The organism is Selenomonas sp. CM52, assembly GCF_000292955.1.
Taxonomy (GTDB): Bacteria; Bacillota; Negativicutes; order Selenomonadales; family Selenomonadaceae; genus Selenomonas.
The window spans coordinates 1-21,815 of sequence record NZ_ALNM01000050.1; the positions used below are offsets into that span (position 1 = coordinate 1).

General features: G+C 54.2%; 25 protein-coding genes and 2 pseudogenes. 6 read left to right on the top strand and 21 right to left on the bottom strand.

Annotation, left to right across the window (positions count from 1 at the left end; genetic code table 11):
• The 4 genes and pseudogenes from HMPREF1153_RS13140 to HMPREF1153_RS11405 all read left to right on the top strand — a co-directional run.
• Positions 1-1,564 (top strand): annotated as a pseudogene (locus tag HMPREF1153_RS13140) (hypothetical protein); the annotation flags it as partial.
• Positions 1,548-1,982, top strand: a complete 435-nt coding sequence (locus HMPREF1153_RS11395) for a DUF7336 domain-containing protein (RefSeq protein ID WP_009647107.1) — start codon at positions 1,548-1,550, stop codon at positions 1,980-1,982. The pseudogene HMPREF1153_RS13140 and the gene HMPREF1153_RS11395, both read left to right, overlap by 17 nt.
• Positions 1,983-1,987: 5 nt before the next feature.
• Positions 1,988-2,224: a DUF7336 domain-containing protein gene (locus HMPREF1153_RS11400; RefSeq protein ID WP_009647115.1), complete on the top strand. Its 237-nt coding sequence runs from the start codon at positions 1,988-1,990 to the stop codon at positions 2,222-2,224.
• Between the two features lie 33 nt (positions 2,225-2,257).
• Positions 2,258-3,934, top strand: a complete 1,677-nt coding sequence (locus HMPREF1153_RS11405) for a ShlB/FhaC/HecB family hemolysin secretion/activation protein (RefSeq protein WP_009647128.1) — start codon at positions 2,258-2,260, stop codon at positions 3,932-3,934.
• 10 nt (positions 3,935-3,944) lie between these two features.
• Here the strand turns inward: HMPREF1153_RS11405 and HMPREF1153_RS13145 are convergent, their stop codons facing one another.
• The 4 genes from HMPREF1153_RS13145 to HMPREF1153_RS11420 are packed head-to-tail and all read right to left on the bottom strand — an operon-like array spanning position 3,945 to position 7,338.
• Positions 3,945-4,172, bottom strand: a complete 228-nt coding sequence (locus HMPREF1153_RS13145; RefSeq protein ID WP_009647127.1) for a hypothetical protein — start codon at positions 4,170-4,172, stop codon at positions 3,945-3,947.
• Positions 4,159-5,568 (bottom strand): recombinase family protein, encoded by a 1,410-nt coding sequence (locus HMPREF1153_RS11410; RefSeq protein ID WP_232208295.1) that lies wholly within the window; start codon positions 5,566-5,568, stop codon positions 4,159-4,161. The genes HMPREF1153_RS13145 and HMPREF1153_RS11410 overlap by 14 nt, the downstream gene beginning before the upstream one ends.
• Positions 5,474-7,132, bottom strand: a complete 1,659-nt coding sequence (locus tag HMPREF1153_RS11415; protein ID WP_255325473.1) for a recombinase family protein — start codon at positions 7,130-7,132, stop codon at positions 5,474-5,476. The genes HMPREF1153_RS11410 and HMPREF1153_RS11415 overlap by 95 nt, the downstream gene beginning before the upstream one ends.
• A gap of 17 nt (positions 7,133-7,149) precedes the next feature.
• Positions 7,150-7,338, bottom strand: coding sequence for an SHOCT domain-containing protein (locus HMPREF1153_RS11420; protein WP_009647117.1), 189 nt, complete (start codon positions 7,336-7,338; stop codon positions 7,150-7,152).
• Between the two features lie 63 nt (positions 7,339-7,401).
• Here HMPREF1153_RS11420 and HMPREF1153_RS12835 point away from each other — a divergent pair, with 63 nt between their 5' ends.
• The gene (locus HMPREF1153_RS12835; protein ID WP_009647123.1) at positions 7,402-7,686 is read left to right on the top strand and encodes a hypothetical protein; all 285 of its coding nucleotides are present in this window, start codon (positions 7,402-7,404) and stop codon (positions 7,684-7,686) included.
• Positions 7,687-7,928: 242 nt separating this feature from the next.
• Here HMPREF1153_RS12835 and HMPREF1153_RS11425 read toward each other — a convergent pair whose 3' ends face one another.
• From HMPREF1153_RS11425 to HMPREF1153_RS11500, 16 genes are all read right to left on the bottom strand, one after another.
• Positions 7,929-8,333, bottom strand: coding sequence for a phage holin family protein (locus HMPREF1153_RS11425; RefSeq protein WP_009647122.1), 405 nt, complete (start codon positions 8,331-8,333; stop codon positions 7,929-7,931).
• Positions 8,333-9,517: a hypothetical protein gene (locus HMPREF1153_RS11430; RefSeq protein ID WP_232208296.1), complete on the bottom strand. Its 1,185-nt coding sequence runs from the start codon at positions 9,515-9,517 to the stop codon at positions 8,333-8,335. Before HMPREF1153_RS11430 ends, HMPREF1153_RS11425 begins: the two co-directional genes overlap by 1 nt.
• Before the next feature lie 19 nt (positions 9,518-9,536).
• Positions 9,537-9,761: a hypothetical protein gene (locus HMPREF1153_RS11435; protein ID WP_009647110.1), complete on the bottom strand. Its 225-nt coding sequence runs from the start codon at positions 9,759-9,761 to the stop codon at positions 9,537-9,539.
• A 2-nt stretch (positions 9,762-9,763) separates the two neighbouring features.
• Complete coding sequence (locus tag HMPREF1153_RS11440; protein ID WP_009647125.1) at positions 9,764-11,779, bottom strand: hypothetical protein; 2,016 nt, start codon at positions 11,777-11,779, stop codon at positions 9,764-9,766.
• Position 11,780: 1 nt separating this feature from the next.
• Positions 11,781-12,728, bottom strand: a complete 948-nt coding sequence (locus HMPREF1153_RS11445; protein WP_009647118.1) for a hypothetical protein — start codon at positions 12,726-12,728, stop codon at positions 11,781-11,783.
• Positions 12,729-12,740: 12 nt separating this feature from the next.
• Positions 12,741-13,154, bottom strand: a complete 414-nt coding sequence (locus tag HMPREF1153_RS11450; protein ID WP_009647120.1) for a hypothetical protein — start codon at positions 13,152-13,154, stop codon at positions 12,741-12,743.
• Positions 13,155-13,156: 2 nt separating this feature from the next.
• The gene (locus HMPREF1153_RS11455; RefSeq protein WP_198003352.1) at positions 13,157-13,543 is read right to left on the bottom strand and encodes a phosphoribosylformylglycinamidine cyclo-ligase; all 387 of its coding nucleotides are present in this window, start codon (positions 13,541-13,543) and stop codon (positions 13,157-13,159) included.
• On the bottom strand, positions 13,470-16,103 hold the full coding sequence (locus HMPREF1153_RS11460) for a hypothetical protein (protein ID WP_009647112.1): 2,634 nt from the start codon (positions 16,101-16,103) through the stop codon (positions 13,470-13,472). The genes HMPREF1153_RS11455 and HMPREF1153_RS11460 overlap by 74 nt, the downstream gene beginning before the upstream one ends.
• A 173-nt stretch (positions 16,104-16,276) precedes the next feature.
• Complete coding sequence (gene gpG, locus HMPREF1153_RS11465) at positions 16,277-16,588, bottom strand: phage tail assembly chaperone G (RefSeq protein ID WP_009647106.1); 312 nt, start codon at positions 16,586-16,588, stop codon at positions 16,277-16,279.
• A gap of 21 nt (positions 16,589-16,609) precedes the next feature.
• Entirely contained in the window at positions 16,610-17,206 is a 597-nt protein-coding gene (locus tag HMPREF1153_RS11470; protein WP_009647109.1) for a major tail protein, read from the bottom strand.
• A complete protein-coding gene (locus tag HMPREF1153_RS11475; protein ID WP_037370683.1) occupies positions 17,206-17,577 on the bottom strand; it encodes a DUF3168 domain-containing protein in 372 nt (123 codons plus the stop codon). Before HMPREF1153_RS11475 ends, HMPREF1153_RS11470 begins: the two co-directional genes overlap by 1 nt.
• Positions 17,574-17,963, bottom strand: a complete 390-nt coding sequence (locus HMPREF1153_RS11480) for an HK97 gp10 family phage protein (protein WP_009647114.1) — start codon at positions 17,961-17,963, stop codon at positions 17,574-17,576. Before HMPREF1153_RS11480 ends, HMPREF1153_RS11475 begins: the two co-directional genes overlap by 4 nt.
• A complete protein-coding gene (locus tag HMPREF1153_RS11485; protein ID WP_009647121.1) occupies positions 17,953-18,294 on the bottom strand; it encodes a phage head closure protein in 342 nt (113 codons plus the stop codon). Before HMPREF1153_RS11485 ends, HMPREF1153_RS11480 begins: the two co-directional genes overlap by 11 nt.
• The gene (locus tag HMPREF1153_RS11490; RefSeq protein WP_009647108.1) at positions 18,294-18,569 is read right to left on the bottom strand and encodes a head-tail connector protein; all 276 of its coding nucleotides are present in this window, start codon (positions 18,567-18,569) and stop codon (positions 18,294-18,296) included. The genes HMPREF1153_RS11485 and HMPREF1153_RS11490 overlap by 1 nt, the downstream gene beginning before the upstream one ends.
• A gap of 65 nt (positions 18,570-18,634) precedes the next feature.
• The gene (locus tag HMPREF1153_RS11495; protein WP_009647124.1) at positions 18,635-19,810 is read right to left on the bottom strand and encodes a phage major capsid protein; all 1,176 of its coding nucleotides are present in this window, start codon (positions 19,808-19,810) and stop codon (positions 18,635-18,637) included.
• A gap of 13 nt (positions 19,811-19,823) precedes the next feature.
• Positions 19,824-20,525 (bottom strand): head maturation protease, ClpP-related, encoded by a 702-nt coding sequence (locus HMPREF1153_RS11500; RefSeq protein WP_009647130.1) that lies wholly within the window; start codon positions 20,523-20,525, stop codon positions 19,824-19,826.
• 238 nt (positions 20,526-20,763) lie between these two features.
• On the opposite strand from HMPREF1153_RS11500, the gene HMPREF1153_RS11505 reads away from it, so the two are divergent.
• Positions 20,764-21,030, top strand: a complete 267-nt coding sequence (locus HMPREF1153_RS11505; protein WP_037370685.1) for a SemiSWEET family transporter — start codon at positions 20,764-20,766, stop codon at positions 21,028-21,030.
• Between the two features lie 57 nt (positions 21,031-21,087).
• Here the strand turns inward: HMPREF1153_RS11505 and HMPREF1153_RS11510 are convergent.
• A pseudogene (locus tag HMPREF1153_RS11510) lies at positions 21,088-21,657 on the bottom strand (phage portal protein); the annotation flags it as partial.
• Between the last annotated feature and the right edge of the window lie 158 nt (positions 21,658-21,815).

A 21,815-nucleotide genomic window follows, 5' to 3' on the forward strand; every position in this document is an offset into this window, starting at 1 on the left:
CGGCGGCAATCTCAACATCGAGACCTTGCAGGAAAAAGAAACCTACGAGGAGAAGAACACATCGGCAGGCTTCGATCTCTCGTGGGATATTCGCGCGGGAAAATTCTCCAAGCCCACGTTCGGCCTTTCAGCGAGCCGAGGAACGATTGACTCCCACTACCGCAGTGCGAGAGGCCAGTCCGGCATCTTCGCAGGCAAAGGCGGCTTCGACATCTACGTCGAAAAGAACACCGACCTCAAGGGCGCGGTCATTGCAAGCGAAGCGGATGAGGGAAAGAACCGCCTCAGCACGGGGACGTTCTCTTTCAGCAATTTGGAGAACGGTGCGGACTACAGCGCAAAGAGCATAGGCGCCGAGTATCACCACTACGGCAGCTATGACAAGATGAGCCGCCAAGAGAAGAACAAGGTCTATAACACCATAGGCCTCTCCCCCAGCCTTTCCATGCCTGCCAAGGGCGATGTGAACAGCACGACAACTTCTGCCGTAGCACCGGGAACGATTGAGATTCGCGAGAATCCCACGCAGGACATCTCTGCCCTCAAGCGTGATACGAACAACGCTTTGAACGAGCTTGGGCGCATCTTTGACAAGCAAAAAATTGAAGAGCAACAGGAACTGGCCAAAGCCTTCGGTGAAGAAGCCTTCCGCCTCGCCCATAACCTCCCCGACGACGGCAGCGGCCGAAAAGTCGCCGTCCATGCCATCATCGGCGGCATCATGAGCCAGATCACAGGCGCCGGCTTTACTTCTGGCGTCATCGGCGCAGGTGTCAACGAAGCTGTCATTGGCGAAATCAAGAAGATCAAGGATCCTGGCACCGCACAGATTGTCAGCACGATTGTAGGCGCTGCGGCGGCTAAGGCGATCGGTGGCAATGCAGAGGCTGGTGCAAGTGCGGCTGCGAGCGGGACGAAGAACAATCATGCGGCAGCGGTTGCTGCAGTTGCCGCTGCCGTTTCATCACAGTCGCCCAGAATTGTTCAACTCTTAGAGGAAGCATTACCTCGAATAAGCTATGCTATTGTTTTTTCCGGCGGAGTACAGTATATCCAAAATACAGATACAAAAGAAGCTCTAGCCAAAATAGAGGAAAACGGACATTGCATACTTGAGAGAGCAGATTCGGCACTAGAAGCTGTTTTGCAAAAACTTGGAATATCCTATTCCACTTCATCGTCGACAGACAATACTAGGCATTACATCTTAGATTCAACGACAGTGACTCCTTGGGATACTCCCGGATACCCGTTTATGCTTCATCCCTACATACCAGACTCTAACCGAGAAACCTATACAGATCCTTTGTCCATTTTCAGAGAGGAATGGACAAAGGATCTCCCGAATGACAACATATTCTTCACGAGAAAGTCTGAAAAGGAGAAATCGACGGATCTGCCATCATGGGCGAAAGGATTACGCCCGAACCCCGGAGAAAGCGGAAAGGAATTTGCCAAAAGAGTTATGGATGAGCGCTGTGGCGAAGGGAATTATGACAGAGGGCCAGGTAGCGATTATAACAGATTAAAGAAATGGGGGGATCGCGGTGGAAAAAACAAATAAGCCGGCTGTCGTCTATATGCTGCTGCATGTTTATGATCTGGCCAGATACAACATAGAAGCAAAAAAAATCGGAATCTACAGCAGCCGCAAAAATGCGCAGGATGAAGCAGCAAGATACTTTAAGCTGGGAGGCTTCCGGGATTATCCGTATTCTTGTTTTCACGTGATTGAATACGAAATCGATGCTTGTTACTGGCAGGAAGGCTTCATCGCCCGCATGACCCCGCAGAACATCTCCTGCGATATCCCCCTTTGGGCAAGCGAGGAACAGATGTGCAAAGGGGAGCGTCCCAAGCAGTTTCTCAAGAGAATCTTGGCAAAGCACGGGAAATCCGAAAAACCGAAAAGCAGATTCTTCTCTGAAGAATCCGGAGCCTTGGTACGATATGCCAAAATTATTCTGGAAGCAAAGGAGTGACGAGTATGGAATACTGTTATGAATTGGGACATTACTATGAAAATGAACGCGGCATTGATATCTTCAAGATGCTCGGCATTTTTTCAACAAGAGAAAAAGCTGAACGAGCACTGATCATGTACAGCAAAAAGCCCGGCTTTCGAGACTACCCGATGGACTGTTTCTACATCGACAAGTGTCGCGTAGATGTCGGAGGTTGGGACACAGGCTTTATCCAAGATGACGACGACTTCGATGAATAAAGCTACGACCCAAGAAGTTCGAGGTGAATCCATTTGATCCCAAACAAACTCCCATCCGCCCTCCTGCTCGCAGCAGCCATCCTCCCCTTATCCGTCTCTCCCGCCCAAGCTGCTCCGCTCTCGCAACAGGAGCAGCTCGACCAGTCGCGGGCGCAGGAGGCTGCACGGCAGGAGCGGCTGCATCAAGAGCGCACGGAGGTCGATACGCCCCCTCTCCCTTCCTCAACGCTCCCTGCCGATGAAACGGTTCGTTTCCCCATCGTCAAAGTTGTGCTTGAAAATGAATCCGGGAAGTTCTATTTCCTACGTCATATCGCCCGTGACTACGAAGGACGCGAGCTTGCTCTTAAAGAGATCAATGAAGCCGTCGGCAAAATGAATCACGAGCTTATGCAGCGCGGTTTTTCAACAAGCCGCGTCGTCATCCCCGAGCAGAATCTCTCAGAAGGAACGCTCCGCCTTGTTTTGCAGATCGGTCGCATTCATGCCGTACGCTTTGCGGAGGGCAGTGATACGCTCTATACCTACAACCTCTTCCCGTTTCGTGCAGGCGATGTCTTGAATGTGCGCGATATCGAGCAAGGGCTTGAGCAGGCGAAGCGTCTGCCTTCGCAGGATATTACCGTGAAACTCCTGCCGGCACAGGAGCCGCAAATGACTGACCTAGTGCTCACGGTGATGCGCAGCAAGAATGTCTACGGCACGATCTCCCTCGATGATTCTGGCCTCAAGGATACGGGAAAGCTGCAGCTTTATGGCAATGTCGGCATCGACCAGCTATTTCAGAGGAACGATATTCTGCGCGTCGGCATGAATCTCGACGGCGCACAGGACGGCTATGCGAAAGGTACTCGCGGGCATAATGTCAGCTACACGATTCCCTACGGGGCGCATACGTTTACATTTTCTTACCAGCGCTCGAAATATCATCAGACGGTGGAGAGCCGTCCCTACGATTTCATCAGCGCGGGCGATACGAATATCTCGACGGTTTCCTGGGATTATGTGCTGCACCGTTCGTCGAGCATGAAGACAAGCATGGATATTCGTCTGAAGAAGCGCAATTCCCATAGTTTCATCAACGATGTGGAGCTTCCCATCCAAGCGATGCACCAGACATCGTTGGAGGTCGGCTATGCGGAGCGGCTTTACATCGACCGGGACACGCTCTATTTCCGCATCGCGCATCGCTTCGGACTCGGTTGGCTGGGCGCACAGGAGGAGAAAACGTATCCCGATGCACCAAAGACGCGCTATCGCCTATGGCTCTTTGATATGGATTACATCCATCCGTTTACGTTCGGTCATCGCCCTGCGACCTTCACCACGTCTCTTCATGGGCAATGGACGATGAACGAGCAAAGGCTCTATGGCGTGGATATGATTAGTATGGGCGGCCGCTACACGGTGCGCGGCTTTGACGGCGAGACCACGCTGATGGGAACGAACGGCTGGTATCTTAGAAATGAATTTGCGACGAAGTTCCCGAAGCAAAAGGCGGAACTCTATCTCGGACTTGATGTCGGCGCCGTCTACGGCTACGGCGCTGATCTCTACAACGGGCATGTGCTCGCAGGTGCAACGCTCGGTGTTCGCGGAACGGTCAACGATATTTCCTACGATATTTTCGCTGCCGCGCCCATAGAAAAACCCGAAGGATTCCACACGCCGGACGCGACCTGCGGCTTCTCCCTCGGGCTAAGATTCTAGGAGACTCCCCCTACACGCTCACTTCCGTTCCATCCCGAAACACCACCGTCATGCCCTTGCCCACGGTCACGCACTCTACCATGCTCGCCCAAAGCTGGCTGTCGAACTCTGCCACAGGCGCACTCTGTTCCTTGATGCACTTGATGAACACCGCCAATCGCTCCGACTGCGCTTCCTTGGCAGAGAGGATTTCCGTCACCTCGTCAAACCGAGCCTTGGCGGCATCATATCTCGCCACAAGCCCCTCGTAGTGCTTCTGATACTCCTCTTGATTCTGTGCAATGCGGGCGTTCTCTCGGACGCATTTCTCCGTCATCTCCACCAATACCGCAAGTTCCTGCTGCAGCTTGGCTCTTTCCTCCCGTGAGCGCCGTCGTATCGCAAAGCGTCTGTCGCACGAGCCGGGCATTGGCGGTAATCTCCTCCCGCTCCGTTACCAGTCGATTGAATGCCGTGACGAAGGCTTCCTTGATTTCATCCTCCGTCACATGCGACGTTTGGCATTTCTGCCCGTCATATTTGTTGTTGCAGCGGTAGATGACGCGTCTGTACTTGTCTGTTGAGTGCCAGACTTTAGTGCCAAAATAGCCGCCGCACTCGCCGCACCGGATTTTCCCCGAGAAAATACTCACGCCGCTGTATCTCCCGCCTTCCCGTGTGCGTCGCTCCATCTCTCTCTGCACCATCTCGAATACGGCAGGGTCGATGATGGCAGGATGGCTCTGTTCCACGAAGTAGCTTGGCACTTGTCCGCAGTTCTTGACGGCTTTCTTGGTGAGGAAGTCCGGCGTGAAGGTCTTTTGAATCCTCGCACAGCCCGTGTATTTCTCGTTGGCGAGAACCCCCCGGATGGTCTTGGCGTTCCATTTCTCCTTGCCCGTGACCGTCAAGATATGCCGTGCGGCCAGTTCCTTGGCAATTCGGCAAGCCGTCATCCCCTCAAGGAAAAGTCGGAAGATGAGCCGCACGGTCTTGGCCTGCTCCTCGTTGATCGCGAGATTGCCGTCCTCGCCCTTGTCGTAGCCGAGAAAGCGCGAGTAGCCAACGGAGAACTTGCCGTCTGCGAACCTCTTCCTGAGTCCCCATGTGACGTTCTCGGAAATGCTCCTCGCTTCCTCCTGCGATAGGCTGGAAAGAATCGTCAAGAGGATTTCGCCGCGGGCCTGAAATGTCCAGATCGCCTCTTTTTCAAAGTAGACCTCGATGCCGTGTTCCTTGAGTTTCCGTATCGTTGTGAGGCTGTCCACCGTGTTTCTTGCGAACCTCGATACAGATTTCGTGACAATCAACTGAATCTTGCCGTCCAGAGCGTCCTGCACCATGCGGGTGAATCCCTCACGCTTTTTCATGGAGGTTCCCGTCACGCCTTCATCCGAATACATCCCTGCGAACTCCCAGTCCGAGCGGCTCTTGATGTAGTTGGTGTAATAATCCACTTGGGCGGCGTAAGATGTCTTCTGGTCTTCGTTGTCCGTGGAAACTCGTGCATACGCCGCGACTTTCCGCTTGGCTGCAGTTGCCAGCGGCACTTCCGAGAATTTATGGATGCTGGCCGGGATGACCGTCACACTTCGCATCGCGCTCACGTCCTTTCCATCGTTTGTATTCAGCTCGCCGCCGCATTTGAACGGCATCGAACATCTCCTGCGTCACCAGTGGCTCGTGGTCGTTTTTGATAATTTCCTCCCGTCCGCTCTCGGAGAATTGCGCCTTTATCCTCCGAACGCCGAGGTAAAAGTCGCTGTCCAATGTGTAGGCGATCAGCTTGCGCGATATTTTCCCGCGAATGCTGCCATAGCCGTCGGCTTCCAGTTTTCGTGAGATGTCGGTGATTTGCCAACCGTCGAGATAGTATTGGAATATCAGCTGAACCGCCTCGGCTTCTTTGGGAACAAGCACATAGCCTTGCTCGTTTGACCATCGGTAGCCGAAGGGCTTCTTATGCGGGTCGGTGTACTTCTTTTCCGCCTGATCGAAATAGTGGATTCTCGCCGTCTTGACCGTGCTATCGTAGAAGTGGAATTCCAACACGTCCGTATCGGTGGTGCGGATTTTCTCTACGGTCTTGGCAAACACATTCTCGTCAAATTCCGTCAGTCCCAGCACCTCGCAGGAAGCCTCCCGCAGCCGATACCCTCGGATGTTCCTCGCATCGCACGTCCGCTTGCGGATTTTGTCGTAGCAAAACCAATGTTCCTGCAAGCCGTCATGTCCGTTGGTTCTGGTCGCTCCCTTGACAAAGTGTGCTCCACATTTGCCGCAGATGATTTTCGCTGAGAAGCAGCTGGGCTTTACGATGCGATGCGCCGCCGGATTGAAGTCGTAGCTGTCCTGGATTTTCTTTTGCACCTTCTCAAACGTCTCTCGGTCGATGATGGCAGGGTGATTGTCCGTAATGTAGTAGCGCGGCAACTGCCCCTTGTTCTCGATGATTCTGTGCGTCCGAGGATTTTCCGTGATGTAGCGCTGCAGAAGGACATCGCCAGCATAGACCATGTTCCGCAAGGCGTAGCGAATGAACGGCACGGATGAAGCATGGCCATGTTTCTGCAGCCAGCGGGATGTCTGACTGAACGGAATATCCTTGAGGAAATTGTCGTAAATCACCCGGATGGCCTCTGCCTCTTCCTCGCAGATGACGAAAGACTTGCCGTCCCAGCGGTAGCCATAGGCAGCAGCGTGCCATTGCTCCCCTCGCTCAAATTTCTTCTGAATCGACCACTTGGCATTGTCGGATTGGCTGCGGCTCTCCTCTTCCGCAAATCCCGCCAAGATTCCGAGCATCAATTCTCCGTCCGCCGAGAGCGACTGGATGTTCTCCTTCTCGAACCACACGTCGATGCCGAGAGATTTTAAGTGCCGCACGGTTTCCAACAGGTCTACCGTGTTTCTGGCAAATCTTGAAATGCTCTTGCAGAGAACGATGTCGATTTTCCCGGCATCGCAGTCCTCGACCATTCGCTTGAATTCTGCCCGGCGGCGAATCCCACCGCCGGAGATGCCGCTGTCGGCGTACACCCCGGCATATATCCATTCGGGATTGTTCTGGATGAGCTTGCTGTAGTAGCTGACCTGTGCCGAGAGCGAATGGTTCAGCCTGTCCGATTCCATTGAAACACGAGCGTAAGCTGCCACTTTCTTTTTGGGCGTAAGTGTCGCCACGGTCGGTTCTATGCGTGTAATCTTCAATTGTATCACCCTTCACCATATATCCCTCAACTCGGGCAAGGAGTCAACGGTATTTCCGCATATACTGAGCCAATCAGCGGTTTATATTTTTCGAGGAAGATTTGCTCCATTTGTCCATACTCGGCTTGGGAGATCAGCCCCTCGGAACACATACGGCGCACCATGCCCATCGTGGCCTGGTACATTTTCTCGCGCTGAAACTGTTCCTTTGTCACAGGCGATCACCTCCGAGTTCCTGTACTCGTGCATCCGCCAAACCGCTCGGCGATATAGCACGCATGAGAGCAGTATTTCCTGCGGCTGTTGCCGTAAATCTCGAAGATTCTGCCGCAATGATGGCACTTCAGCCGATAGACGGCTTTCCTCTGCACAAGATGAAGATGGCTGTTCCACCACTTCTGGCGGCAGGTGTCGGAGCAGAACCGCCGTTTCTTCCTGCCGGGAATCTGCTCTATCGGCTTGCCGCAGCATTCGCAAACCGAAACAGACTTTATGGGCGCAGCCACTTCCTGCTTTTGTACGAGCACCCGACGGCAGAAGGACTTCACAGTGTTCTCGGATAAACCGATTTCCTGTGCGATTTTCTTTTAGCCCTCGCCCTTCCCGCGAAGGTCTTTGATTTGCTTCTTTTGCTCTTCTGTCATGCTGCTGTCCCCCTTCTACTATTGAAAGGACAGAAAACCGAATTTTCAGCGGATGTCTCCATAAAATCACCTCTATAAGAGAGCCACGGCAAAGGTGAAACTTCATGGATTTTGGGCAAAAAAATAAGCCCGGCAGGATTCCTCCACCGGGCTTCGTTCCTTTATCCGAGCATCTGCTTTTCCCGTATCTCCTTCATGGCTTCCTGCAGCTTCTTCGGTACGGGAAGCCCCATTCTCGCTGCATGTCCTACAATTGAGATACCCTCGTTCGACAAGTAGAAGAAGATTACCGCCGAACGCAGGACGCAGCCGCTGCCGATGATATGGACGTCGAGCACGTTTGCCACGCCGACGAGCAAGAAGATGGCCACTTTCCGCACGATGCCCTGAAAGCCTATCTCGCTCGACAGGTTCTTGTCCAATACGGCGCAGAGGACGCCCGTGATGTAATCTACAGCGATGAATACGACCAGTGCGTAGAGCAGATGGTCGAAGTCGCCTAGAAACTCGCCGACAAGCACACCGATGCACGCCGACCACCAGCGAAGGTTCATAAGGTTTTCCATTACGTTTTGCCCCCTTGAATTGCATTTTTCAACGTCTTTTCCCATGTCTTTACGTCCCGCACACGACGGAAGCGGAACGTGTCGCAATCACCCTCCGTCAGCTTTTGCAGCAGCCCGTCTTTGCATAGGTACAGTCCGTTCTCGAAAGGATGAACGACGTCCCATCCCCACTCGGGAGGATATACCTCCGGAACTTGATCCTCTCCTGTGGTGAACATGGAAAGCGTCTGCGTGGTTACGGAATGCACGCCAAGCAGATACTGCCCGTCCCCGATGCGGAGAATCGTAAAGCGCGTGCCAAGACGGAAGCACCCGGTGAGGATTTTATCTCCTGTCGGTGTGAAAATGGTCAGTATGATGCGTTCGGGACGGGACAAGAAGTTAGCGCCCGTCGGCGCGTATTGGTTCCACATGTAGTAGTAGCCGTCGTGGATTGGGAACTTCTTTCCTCGCGCGCCCGTGTGTTTTTCACTTTTCCGTATGAACCCCTTTTCGTTCAGGCGTGCATAGTCATGGAACAACTGACGCGCACCTCCAGAATCCACATAATACACCGTGTTGGTTAATTCTGTGCCGGGTCTCTTCTCGTTATATCTGCCGTCTGAGGATGCGTCGATTTCCAAATAGAAGCCCCAGTTCCCTTCGCAGTCTATATGTCCGCCTCCAGTGACGATGCTTGTGTAGTGCGGCAGTTTGAACATCTCATAATACGGCCTGAGATCGTGCGCGGCGATTTCTTTCCCATTCTTTTCCACACGGACAGCGCCCAGAGGCCCCGGCCACATCCCGTCTTCATCCAATGTCCAATAAACGCCCGTAAGCGTAAAAATATTCCCGGCTGCATCCATGTCTGCATCAAGAAGCTGCTGCTTTCTCTGCGGATACGGATGCGGCAGAAGATGTGCGGCATGCGCCCCCAGATAAAGAAGCCCTCTGTATTCATAGTCAACATGCAGATTTCGCAACGCTCCTCTTTGATAGAGGCAGTGCCTTGCACCGACATAGACGGGAACACCGCTTTCCCTTCTTTTACCGAGCACGGGCGCACTGCCGCCTGCGGATTCATGTCCATAGATGCAGCGACCGTCCGTCCATACCCAATCGCCACTGTGGACGCTTCGATTGCCGATGACGGTGAGCCACTTCCCTTCGGCGAGAACTTTCTTGCCCACCACAGTACTCACTCTTGCCCTGTGCATATTCTCACGCTCCCAAGATGATCGCCGTGCCGCCTTTGGAGATTTGCACCCAGACGAGCGAACCTTCTTCCGTGCTGCAGTCGACGACGGCTTTGAACGGATAGGAGCGAGCGCCGATGCGCACCCTGCCGCCTTGAATCACGCCTCTTTGCGCCTTGCCTTCTTGCCTCTCGCGTGTATCTTTGACACTCTTACGCAGGGCATCCATCAATCCTTGCACGCCGTTCATAGTCAATACCACCTCGTCATCTTTATGGTTTGCTTGAGGGAGCGCGGCGTAAGCTCTACGGCGTTCGACTGCAGGAAATATTCCTGCCCCTCGAATCTTATGCGCTCGGTGAAATCGACGATATGCCCGACATCCGGCACACCGTCTTGAATGTTCGCGTAGACTTCTAAGGTGACGGTTTCCTGCGTCTTGCGGTTGAGCCAGAGAATTGCCTGTGTCAGTTCTTTGAGGTACGCTTCGCCCTTAACGGGAAACTCCGTATCAATCAGCGAGGCGAAGGGTGCATCATCGTCGTCGCCTGAGTAACGCGATCCTAGGCTCAGATTGGACTGCTCGACCGTGAAGCGGCTCGCCTTGCCGCCGGGCTTGCCTTGGGAGAGCGTGCTTCCTTCGAGATTGCCGTCGACATAGACGGTCGTCGCGTACCAGCCATAGCCCAGGGGCGCGTGGTAGGTGATGCGCTCTGTGCCGCGCTCGTTGTTCCAGTCCGTCCAGTCGTATTCCGTATGCTTCTTCCCATCGTTGATTGACTCTGTCGTGCGTTCCCATTCCTTGACAAGATACACATCACGCTCGGTTTCGGCGTAGGTGTATTCCGTGCGGCTTGTGGAGCCGTCCTTATTGTGCGTCTGCTTGCTCGTCAGATATTCGCCATGGTAGGTGTATTCGGTCGTGCCTTTCTCATTCGTTTCGCTCGTCAGAAAGCCGTTGTGGTAGGTGCGGCTCATTTCTTCCCAAGAGATTGTTCCCGTAAAGGGGACTGGCTCGGTATCTTCCTCGTTGTAGGCATTGCCTGCCGTCTCGGAAGCGTGGCCGCTGTGCCACAAGGAGCGCACAAGACGACGCTCCACCGTCGGACGACTGTGCGGCCAGTCTGTGATGTCGAGGACGGATTCCTCTCTGCCGCGCTGAACGATATGCAGCGTATCTTCGCGGATAAACACATTGACCTGCCTTTGCGGCAGTTTCGCCGTCCAGCCAAAAAGCGCGGAGATGAAGTCTTGGTATGTCATGCCGCTGTCCTCAAAGTTCTGCGACGGCGTGAAATCGTCGCACGCCCAATGGAGCTGCAAGCCGAGCGCGGCGGCGATGGACTGCGCGTAATAAGAAGCTTGCGCTTCTTTCACGAAGATGCGAATGGCGGAGTAGAGCGTCGCATCCTTGCTGTACGCGCCTTTCACCGTTTGGAGCAAGTCCCGTTGGAGTGCTTCTTCCACCAAAAATGAGAAGCGATAATCTAAGAGCCGACCGCGCACGGCATCGCCGATGGCGAGCGGCTGTGCTGTCTCCATCTGAAAATTGTCGGAGAGCGTCATCTCGCCGAGTGTGACGGCAAAGGAGCGGATGCCATGGGCACGGAAGTTGTCGGCGATCTGTGATACGGCACGCTTGCTTCGCTTGTTTCTTCTTCCATGCGATGACGTGACATATTCGAACACATGAGGAATGCGAAGCAAGGTGTCGAAGCGAACGCGCACTCGCGCCACGACAGTACGGCGCAAGGCGGCTTTGGCGACATTTCCCCTGCCGAGTCTGCGCTGCGTTTTCGCCGCCGCACGATTCCCCATCCCCGGTGTGCGCTTTGTGTCTCCACGAACCGTCTCGCTTCTGACGACTTCACGCTCCGTTGCTCCGCGCGAGATGCAGTAGTTCGGCGAGAGCGTGCGGTAGGTATCGCAGCGAACAGATACATAAATGCCGCCGACGCATCTTCGCGTGGCGGCAGAAGCGGTATTTCTTTGTGCAACACGCCGCAGGAGTTTGGCGCTCGTCCAGTCGATGTCAGAAGAAGTGACCGTGCGCCTTGTATCTGCGGCAATGCAGTTGGTACTGCAAACCTGCCTTTGACTGTCTGCTCTTGCTTCAGCTGTTTCAGCAACTTGGCGCTTGGTATCGACACGCACCGTTTCCTTGTGCTTGGGCGCAGTAATGATCGTGACCCAGATTTGAGGACGAAGGCTTTCCTTGCCGTAGGGAATCCACGAAATGAAAATCTGCGGTTTCAGCGAGGCATTCATCTCATTCCCCCGCTTTCCAGCCAAACTTTCTCCCCGTCAATTCTGCCAAACGCAAAGAAACGGCACGACTGTCCACAATAGCGCCTGTCGGCTGACCTTTCAGAATGTGCCTGCCGAATTCCGTAACGGTCTCGCCGTTTTTCTCAAGTGCCGTAAGGGCGCAAAGCCCTTCTGCCGTCCGATAGGCGGGATTGCCGACGAGCGCGATGCCCGTCACCTGAGATTCTTCGCCATAGGCTGCAGCCAATGCCGTCGTATCCGCTGTCTGCAGAAGAATCTGCCCCGCTGCCGTCGCTGTATAAATGCCGTCGCCGGAGTCTGCCATCGTCGTCTCGGCGATCATACTCGGCAGCATGACGACCTGCTCCCTCGGATCGATTTCCCGATCCGACAGGATGATGTTGGAGATCAACCCATGTCTAGCAGTGCTCACAATTTCCAGCACCTTGCTTTCTTGGAAGACGCCATCCCCCTCGTATGACCCTGTACCAATCTCTGCTCCATTCACTATGAGGGTTACAGAACCTTCGCGAGTGCCCGGTTTATATTTGACGTGAAAATACAGCGTATTGACGTCATCCAGTTTGAGGTGCGAGCTTTCCTTGAAGTCTTGATAATCCGTACTCCCTGTCACTCTAACGATAGAACTCGCATCCAAGGTTCCGCTGACGTACCAATCGTCGTATCTTTTTGAAATCCTTGCGCCATGCCACCCGGCGAGTGCAACCCTGACCTCGAAATTATCCTTGCCAGAATCGCTTTCACGGTGCAGGTACACGTCAAACTTGCCGTAAAGCTCCGTCACCGCTTCGGCGAGCACGATGCCGCGCTTCTCCGCAGGCTGCCAGAAAGATACGCCACTCTTGCTGTACTTTTCTCCCTCCACCGTCTTTCCTGTGTCGGTATCGAGCAGATTGGCATATCCCGGATTGATATATTTAAACGCCATACCATCGCCTCCTCAGACTTCTACGATCAGCCCTTCCGCCTGAACGTCAACGGTGGTGTCATTCTTCGGACTTTCATCTGACGTGCTCATCGCCTTAACCCAGAAGATGACGTTGCCCTCGCCGACGCTTTGCAGGGCGATTGTGTCTTTCCAGTCAGCAGATGCCAAGACCGTATCTGCCGTGTAGTTGTTGTCCGCAGCGGCTTTCCATTTTGCGGCATTTGCGCCTACGAACTTGATCGTGACCGCACCTTCGACCTTGTAGCCGGAGTCGCAGCGCACAGCGCATTTGACGGCTTTCTCCTCTTCCTTCGCCGCATCCAGCAGAACTGCGATGGGCGAGGTCTCCGTATCCGTGCTTGCTTCCGTGCCGTCCTTCATGCGGCTCGTAGGATTGTTCATATAGATGTGCAGCTTGTTCGCCATAGTCATACCCTCCAAAATTCCAGTGTGAGCTTATACGCCTTAGAAAAGTGCGGCACATAAGCATAAGCCTTGACCGTCACGCGCAGATTGCGCCAGACATTCCCCGCTTCGTCCGTAACGTCCACTTTCTCACGCTCGTCCCAGTATCTCTTGATTTTCTCCCAGTCGGCAGAAAGTACAGTAGCCGTGCAGGAGATGCGGTCGCCTTGAGCGACGTGTCCGAAATCCTGCACGACGGTGCCGCCGACGATTTCCACCATGCGCTGACGGTCGTCGGGAAGCACTTGCCAGTTCTCCGCTTCGAGCGTCCGTACATCACCAATTTGAATATGAATTGGAATCCCCTCCCAAAGCACGCTCGACAGCGGGACGAATGCGGTCTGCCACATGATCAGCCAAGAGCCGCATACCTTCGTTATCCTGTGTCACGGCATTTTCGATATTTACCTGCACTTCGATATTAGCGGTCGATGCGGCAGGATTCCACCGCTCTGGAAAATTCACCGTCGGAGCAATATTGAGCCTGTCCATAACCTTCTGCGTCATGCCGCTTTCAAGCGTTCCTGCAAGGCGTTCCATCACTTCATTGCCGAGCGTGATCTTGATTTCTCCTGGCTCTCTTTCCCGCCTTGGTGCGAAATTTGGCAGAATGTCCTCCAAGGCCGTCCGCCTCGCTCGTTGAAACCGAACAAGCTCTTCGGGGCGAAAATTCAAGTCGTCCTTTGTCAGCCCATTCGATTCGCGCAGGTAGTCGAGAAGTCCGCTTGTGCCGCCTTTTCTAAATGCCTCTAATTCCTTCTTCTGGCTCTTGAGAGCTTCCATAGCGGCATTCCTTCGGGCATCGAGCTTTTCCTTCTCCGCCCATTTCGCAGCCTTCACCTCGTCCAAGCCCTTCTGCATCCATGCCTTTTTCTCGCGCTCGATATCCGCCAGACGGTTTTCCAACGAAGTCTTCCATATAGCATCAATCTTGGAGGCTACCTCTGACTCCCACTGCTCCATGATGCGAGCCTTACTCGCCTCTGCCCAGTTGGCGGCGCTGACCTTGTCCAAGCCTTGACGGCGATAGGCACGCTCTTCCTCGTCGATCTGTGCGAGATGGTTCTCCAATTCCGTATGGTGGATGGCGTTTACCTTATCCGTTACATTCCGCTGGAAATCCTCGTAAATCTTCGCCTGTTTCTGCAGCCGATATTCCTCAACCATCTGTGCATCTGCACCCGACTGACGGAACTTCTCCGCCTGTCTGGCGGCTTCATGCAGCGCATTTTCAAGGTCGCTGTGCGAAAGCGTGAACAGGCTTTCTTTCAAGTCCTCATTCGCCTTAGCGGCAGCGCGGACGGCAGCGGCATTCTCTCTCGCCGCTTTCGCCCCTTCTTTCTGTGCGCGGCTCTCGTCTTGGAGCGCCTTTTCCGCTTCCTTCGCCGCCTTTTTCTCAGCTTTAAGCGCGTCGTCTGCCGCCTGCCAGTCCTTGAACTTCTGACTGCTTGTGGCAGCTTCATAAGCTCCTATGCCTCCAACGATCGCGCCACCGATGCCGCCGATGAGCGTGCCGCCGCCCGGCTCTACCAGCGTTCCCGCCACAGCACCCGTGCCGGCTCCGACGAGCATCGCGTCCACCGTGGTCTTGATGCCGCCGTGCTTGGCAAACGTGCCAATATCGTGCAATGTTTCCTTGACGGATTTCGCATTGACACCGATGCTCTCCATGGCGTCTGCCACGCCATCGAGGACATCGACCGAGGCGCGGGCAAAAGCATCAACTACATCAGCAAGCTCCTCGATGGATTCCTTGTTGTCCTGGATGCAGCCGATGAGGTCTTGGAAGCGGTCTATGACGTTGGGCATCAGGTCTTCTGCAACAGGAAGGAGCGCAGAACCGAGGGCGAGCTTGAGCTGCCCCGCTTCCATCTCCATCTCGCGCCATTTGAGATATGCCTGATGAGCTTCTTCTGGATTGAGCAGCCCCGTCGTCTTGACATGCGATGCGACTTCCATAAGGTCGTCGTATTGCTCCAAGACTGGGATGAGCGCGGCGCCCCTTGCGCCAAGGACTTCAGCGGTAAAGGCTTCTTCCATTCCGGCATCGGCAGCGCTTCTGTAGCCTTTGGCGAGACGTTCCAGCTGCTCGTTTAGCCCCAAGAGATTGCCTTTTTCATCCGTCAGCGCGATGCCAAAGCGGTTCAAGGCTTCGGTCGTCATATTGCCCTTTGTCCCTGCCGACTCCACCTGTCGGTCGAGCCTTGCAAAGAGCGGCACGAGTGAGTCGATGTTTGTTCCTGCCAAACTAAACACGCGGCTCATCTGTGCGGCTTCCGCCGTCGTCGTGTGCAGGCGTTTCGTCAGACGGTAGATACCCTCGCCTGCCTGCATCGCGTCGTGCGTGATGTTGAACAATCCCGCACCCGACGTGAATACTGCCATAAGAGCCGCTGTCTTGGCGTTCAAAATGGACACGCCTTCCGACAGGCTGTGAACGCCTCCTTTGGCCGCTGAAAAGCCCGCCGAGAGTTTCTGCCCCATCGCCTTTGCACGGCTACCCGTCGTCTTCATCTCGGCATTGAGCTTTCTAAGCTCTGCTTCCAACTGTGCGACCTGACGCTGCTGTTTGAGGAGATTCGTTTCGGCATAGCGCGTGCGTGCGCCGTCCTTGTCCGCTTTCTGCACACCCTTGAGCACGTTGGCGAGGATTTCTTCTTTCTTTCGTTGGATGTCCAGCTGGCGGTTGATGGCTTCATACTTGACCTTGATCTTGTCAAGCTCCGTCCCCGCGCCGTCGAGCTTGGCGAGGTCGACGTCCATCTTGAGTTTCAGCTGATTGCTCCTGCTGTTGAGCCTTGAAATCGTCTCGGACACCGTGCGCCCCGCCGTATCGAAGTCGAGCTGCAGGCGTGCGATGTCGAGTCCTAAGCTGATATACAGCTCGTCGATTTTCTGTCCTCTTGCCATTTACATCACATCGTCAATGAAAATTCTCTGCCTGTCCTCCTTGATTTCAACCATTGCAATAAGCTGATCTAAGAGAAAGGCGATCTCATGAGCGTCGACCTCCTGCATCGTCCAGCCATAGGAGGACTGCAGGCGCTCGTAGTAGCGCAGGATGCTCTGATACGGGGAAAGTGTTATGCCTTCCCCGCCTCGTCGTTTGGGAGTTTCACGAGTTTCTGAAACGTCAGCGATTGAATCCAACGGAAAAGCTCCCGCGTCAGAGGCACGATGTCCGCGACCTCGATGTTGTCGTCGATGGCTTCCTTTGTCACTTCCTCGCGGTCAAAGGCGAGCAGGATGAGGTCGATTTCCGCATCGAGGAACTCCTCGACGCTGAGGTTCTTCTTGTCCTCGTCGAAGAAGGCAAGAAACCTGCGCCACACCTTCATCTTGGGAGGCTTCGGCGCATACGTTTTGCCGTAGAGCGTGATGGTTGGTGTTTCCATCAGAGTTTTCCCCGCCTTTCCTTATACACTTTCGTACCACTTTGTTCCGGTTTCGGCAATGAATCCTGTCGCCTCCTCATCGGCTTTCGCGTACGACTGCCCGTCCGACAGGCGGTAGATCGCCTTCGCCGAGATGGTCGGCGTGTCGTACTTGATGTTCTCTTCCTTCGTGTTGCCCGATTCCGAAGGCTCGACAAATTGGACTTTGAAAAATTTGGTGAACCTCTTCTTGCCGTTCCTCTTGTCCGACTGGAACATGACAGCGAAATACGGCGGCACGTCGTCCTTGTTCGCTGTCATGACGCCCTTGTCAATCTTGTGCCCGAAAAGATAGGCGACATATTCTAGCGGCAATGCCGACGTATCGAAGGTCAGGTCATACGAGGCGGTATTCGCCGCCGTGTCGACGGACTGCCCATCGGCGAAAAGTTCCGCCTGGCTCGTCTTGGGCTTGATGTCCACTTTTCGCAGAATCTTGCCCAGACTGATGGGAGGTTCATACGTCGCCGTGCCGTTCGGCACATCTGTCAGCATCTTGGCGATATGCAGCTTTTCCACATTGATGAACTGCCCACTCGTGAGATTGGCGGCGGGCGCTGTTATGCTTGGACTTGGCATTATTCCTCAACTCCTGTTCCTGTTTTGAAATCCATGATTTTCACAAAAGCGTGCTTTTCCGCCAGCTCCATCGACTGATAACGGCGAAAGCCGATGCTGTCCATAACCTTCCTCGCGGCATCCTCGATTCTCTCGTATGCGCCGTCCTTCGTGAGAATGTGCAGACGCACGGTCACGCGCCGCTCCATCTCACAGCCATCTGCGGAAAGAGCGGGCACATCAGAGATAACGGAATACACGAGGATGGGATAACTCCCTGCATCGGGGCTTCGCCCATGGTAGATGCCGCATCCCCTGCGGTCTTTGTGCAGGAGGCGACAAAGCGGCTTCGATGCCGCCAATGCCTGGTAGACCTTGCTGGCTATGCTCATTTTCCTTCCCTCCGCAATGCAGCCTTGACGGCTTCGACGATGTTCTTCTTGATGGCGTCCCGCTCAGCATCGAGCGCGGGATAGAGAAACGGCTGGTTGATCTTCGGACTGAACTCGACGAGCTTGCCGTAAGCTGTGCCGTCGGGTGCTTGGGCGTCGGCAACGATGCGCCACGACGTACCGCCCCCGCGCTTGACGCAGTGGATGGAGTCTCGTAGCGCACCCGGCACGACGCGCTTGTCTCGTCCCCGATAGACGGGACAGCGGCTTTTCGCTTCCGTCTTGACGGCTTCCGCGCCTTCTGCCAAGGCTCTTTTCGCCGCATCCATCGCGCCCTTGCCCATGCGGTTCAAAAGTTCGCGTGTAGAAATATAGTCACGGCTCATTTTCCACCAACTCCCTGCACTCGATGACAAGCCAACGCTTCCTGCCGTCCATGCCGTAAGGCGGCGCTTTGATTGCCAAGGTCTTGTTTCCCCATCGGATGAAGTCCGTATCTCGGATGTCTTCCCGGTAGCGCATGACCACGCGATACTCGACTTCTTTGACCTGCTCGGCATACCCGTCCGAGATTTTCGCCGCGAACGGCAGCACCTTCGCCCAGCACGCACAGTACGCATCACGGCTCTGTTCGACAAGATTGCCCGCCTCGTCGGGCGCATCTCGCGGTCGCAATACCACGATGCGATGGCGAAGTTCACTGACATTGACGTACATCAGAAACTCTCCTTTCGCTCTCCGAAAAGCAACGCCCGAAGCGTCAGTGCGAGCTTCCGATGGTCAGCCTCCTCGCGATGCTCATAGAGATACGCGACGGCATACATCACCGCTGTCCTTGCCGCTTCCTGCTTCTTGACTTCTTTCCACGACTTGGCACGCAGAATCGCCAAGGAAAGCTGCTCTGCTGTATCTGCAAGGGATGTGAGTAGGCTGTCTTCGGCATCCGAGTCGATGCGCAGATAGCCCTTGATTTCTTCGAGCGATACAAGCATATAGACGCATCTCCTTTCAGCATAGAAAAAGCCGCTGCACCCATTGATGTAGCGGCTTCTCTTCCTTATCCCTTGATCTTCAGCAGCTGCACGGCTTCTGCCAGAACAAGCTTTCCGTCGACGCGCTCCTTCATAAGGTACGCCACCATGCCGTTCCCCGCGAAAAGCTCCTTGAGTTCCTGCAAAGAGCGCGTGCCGCGATCGCCGATGTTGTAGTAGGCGTAGTCGCCGAAAGCAAGTGCGATCTTCCCTGCCGCAGCTGTCGGCATATATGCCGATGTGTGGACGGGATAGCCGAGCAGGCGGTCGGGTTCGCCCATCTGGTACGAGGGCTGCCACAGATAGGCGCCGTTGTTGTCCTTGAGCTTGCGGATGCTTGCAAGCGTCTGATCGTTGATGAGGAACGCCGCATTCTTGCGGTAGGGACGCTTGAGGCTGTAGACGAGCGTCACAAGTTCGTCCGCCTTGATGTCGGCCGCCGCTGTGGTGAGGGAAGTCTGCCCCGTAGCAAGAAGCCCCTTCGGCTTATGCACGCCGTCGCCATTGAGGAAGGCATCCTCTTCGGCATTGCCGAGCGCCTTGCCGAACTGCTCGATGAGGTAGCTTTCGAGTTTGAAGGCATTGTCATAGAGCAGCTCTTCCGTGACCTTGACGGCAACGTGGAGCTTGTGCGCATCGAGAACGATCTGGTCGAAGGTCGCATCGCCGAAGGTGAGCGGTGCGCCTTCCTCAATCCACGATGCCGCAGGCTTCGTGGCCGCGATGTTGATCTTGTGCTCGCCGCTCGTCGTGATCGTCGTCGCAAGGGAACGCAGGACGTTCTCCTCGCTGAGTACGTCGATAAGGCGCTTGTCGTACTCCTCCGGCACGAGATAGCCGCCGCTTGCGTCCGTGCCTTCCTGCAGCACGTTCTCGACTTGGCGAAAGTTCGTGCGCAGCGCCTTGAGCATCGCGGCGCAGTAGGCGTCGCTCGTCCTTCCCTGCTTGTCTTTTCCAAACGATGCGCCCGGCAGATTGATGATTGCCACTGACGTCGGTTTTGCCATTTCCGCATCGAGAATCGCCTGGTGCTCCATGCGCTCGATGTCCTTGCCGAGCGCGAGAACCTCGTTTTCCATCTGCTCGTATGCCTTGGCATCCTCTGCCGAGAGGCTGCCTTCCTGCGTGTGTTCGTCCAAAAACGTCTTTGTCTGCTCCCAGAGAGCCGCACGCTTCTCACGCATTGCCAAAATCTTATCCATGTTATTTCCTCCCTCAGTGTGCAATAGAAAAGAGCCGCCTTTTCAGCGACTCCGCATCGACTTTGTTCATTTGCTTGCCCTGCCCGAATTTCGAGAGCAGCGAGTTGGTGACGGCGGCGCGAGAGAAGATCAGGCCATCCGCCTCATCGCTTGTCGGACGATTCTTCTCTCCATTGAAAACGGCATCGGCAAAACCCAGCTCCACCGCCTTCTTCGCATTCATCCACGTCTCGGCGTCCATCAGCCGCGAAATCTTCGCTCGGGGCAGCCCCGTCTTGATTTCATAGGCATTGATGATGCTCTCCTTGACCTCGGCAAGCAATGCGATGGCGCGTTCCATCTCCTGCACGTCACCGATGGAAATGGTCATAGGATTGTGGATCATTACCATGCCTACAGGAGATATTTCCACGGTCGAACCTGCCATCGCGATGACGGATGCCGCCGATGCCGCAAGACCGTCAATCTTGACCGTGACACTGCCCGGATAGTCCATCAGCATGTTGTAGATTTGCGCCGCCGCGAAGCAGTCACCGCCGGGCGAGTTGATCCAAAGGACAATATCTCCCTCGGCAGTATTCAATTCCTCGCGAAATACTGCGGGCGTGACTTCATCGCCGAACCACGTCTCGTCCGAAATCTCACCGTCGAGAAGCAGCGTCCGCTTCTCCCCCTCGTTTCGTACCCAGTTCCAAAATTTATGCCTGACCTTCATTTTTTTAAATAATTAACAAAAAAAGCACCCGAATAGGTGCTTTTTCTAGTATAATGAAAGTATGATAAAAAAACATTATACTACAATCGATTATAACATGTTAAGTGCTCCAAGACAAATGTTCTGACACACTTGAAAGCTTATTTGATTAAAACTTCGTAACTCTACTTGAGTGTTTACACATAATTATTGACAGTATCTTTCCTTTTTGAGAAAATAAAATAATAGGAGGTATTATATGTCTGCTAAACAAAAAATTAATCGCTTTGTCGGATCTATTGGAGCTATTATTGGGGTGTTTGTCTTTATTGCATATATTCCACAAATTATCGCTAACTTACAAGGAGCACAAGCTCAACCATTCCAACCACTATTCGCATCAGTTTCTTGTTTAATTTGGGTAATGTATGGTTGGACAAAAGAACCTAAAAAAGACTGGATCCTCATCATTCCCAATGCAGTGGGAGTGATATTAGGTGGTTTAACTTTTATTACTTCTTTATAAAATTTATATAAACAAGGGGCTGTAACAGAATAGCCTTATGCAAAAATGGAGGTTAGGCATAGCGATGGGCGAGTAGCCGACAAGACCGTCGAAGCCGAGTCCCGGAATATGGAGCACATCCTCGCGCCGCAAACGAATCTGCCCCTTATCCTTGAAATTCGGATTTTCTTCCGTGCTTCTGGTGTATGTGTAATAGATTTCGCCTGTGCGGCTGTCACGGTTCACTTCCATCTTGTCTGGGAGAAGCGGATAGATTCCGATGACTTTTCCCCTGCCATCGCGCAATATTTGTGCGTATGCATTTCCCCACAGGAGGAGATGCGCCATCAGCGTTTCGCGCAAGACGAAACTCGTCATCTCAGTATTCGGCGCATCGTGGAGCAGGAAATACAGCGGATGCTCGTATGCGATCTCCTTGCCGCCTTCCCATCGGCGATAGACGGCAAGCGGCAAACACGCAATGGATTCGGCGAGAATGCGGACACAGGCGTAGACTGCTGTCGTCTGCATGGCAGTGCGCTCATTGACCGCCTTGCCCGCCACCGTCTGCCCGAACAAAAAGGACAAGCCGCCGAGGTGATTCATGGGCTTGTCCCGCGAACGAAAGAGTTTGCTGAATAGATTCATGGAAACCTCCATTTCAAAAATGGTATGTAAAAAATCTCGCCACAGAAGATGATGAGAGTAAGAGCACCGCCCTTCCGAGCGGCGCTCCTGTTGTTTCGGCTTAGAAGGTTTCGATGCAGGAAAGCTCCATGCTGTTGATTTCGGCGGTGAATTTCGCG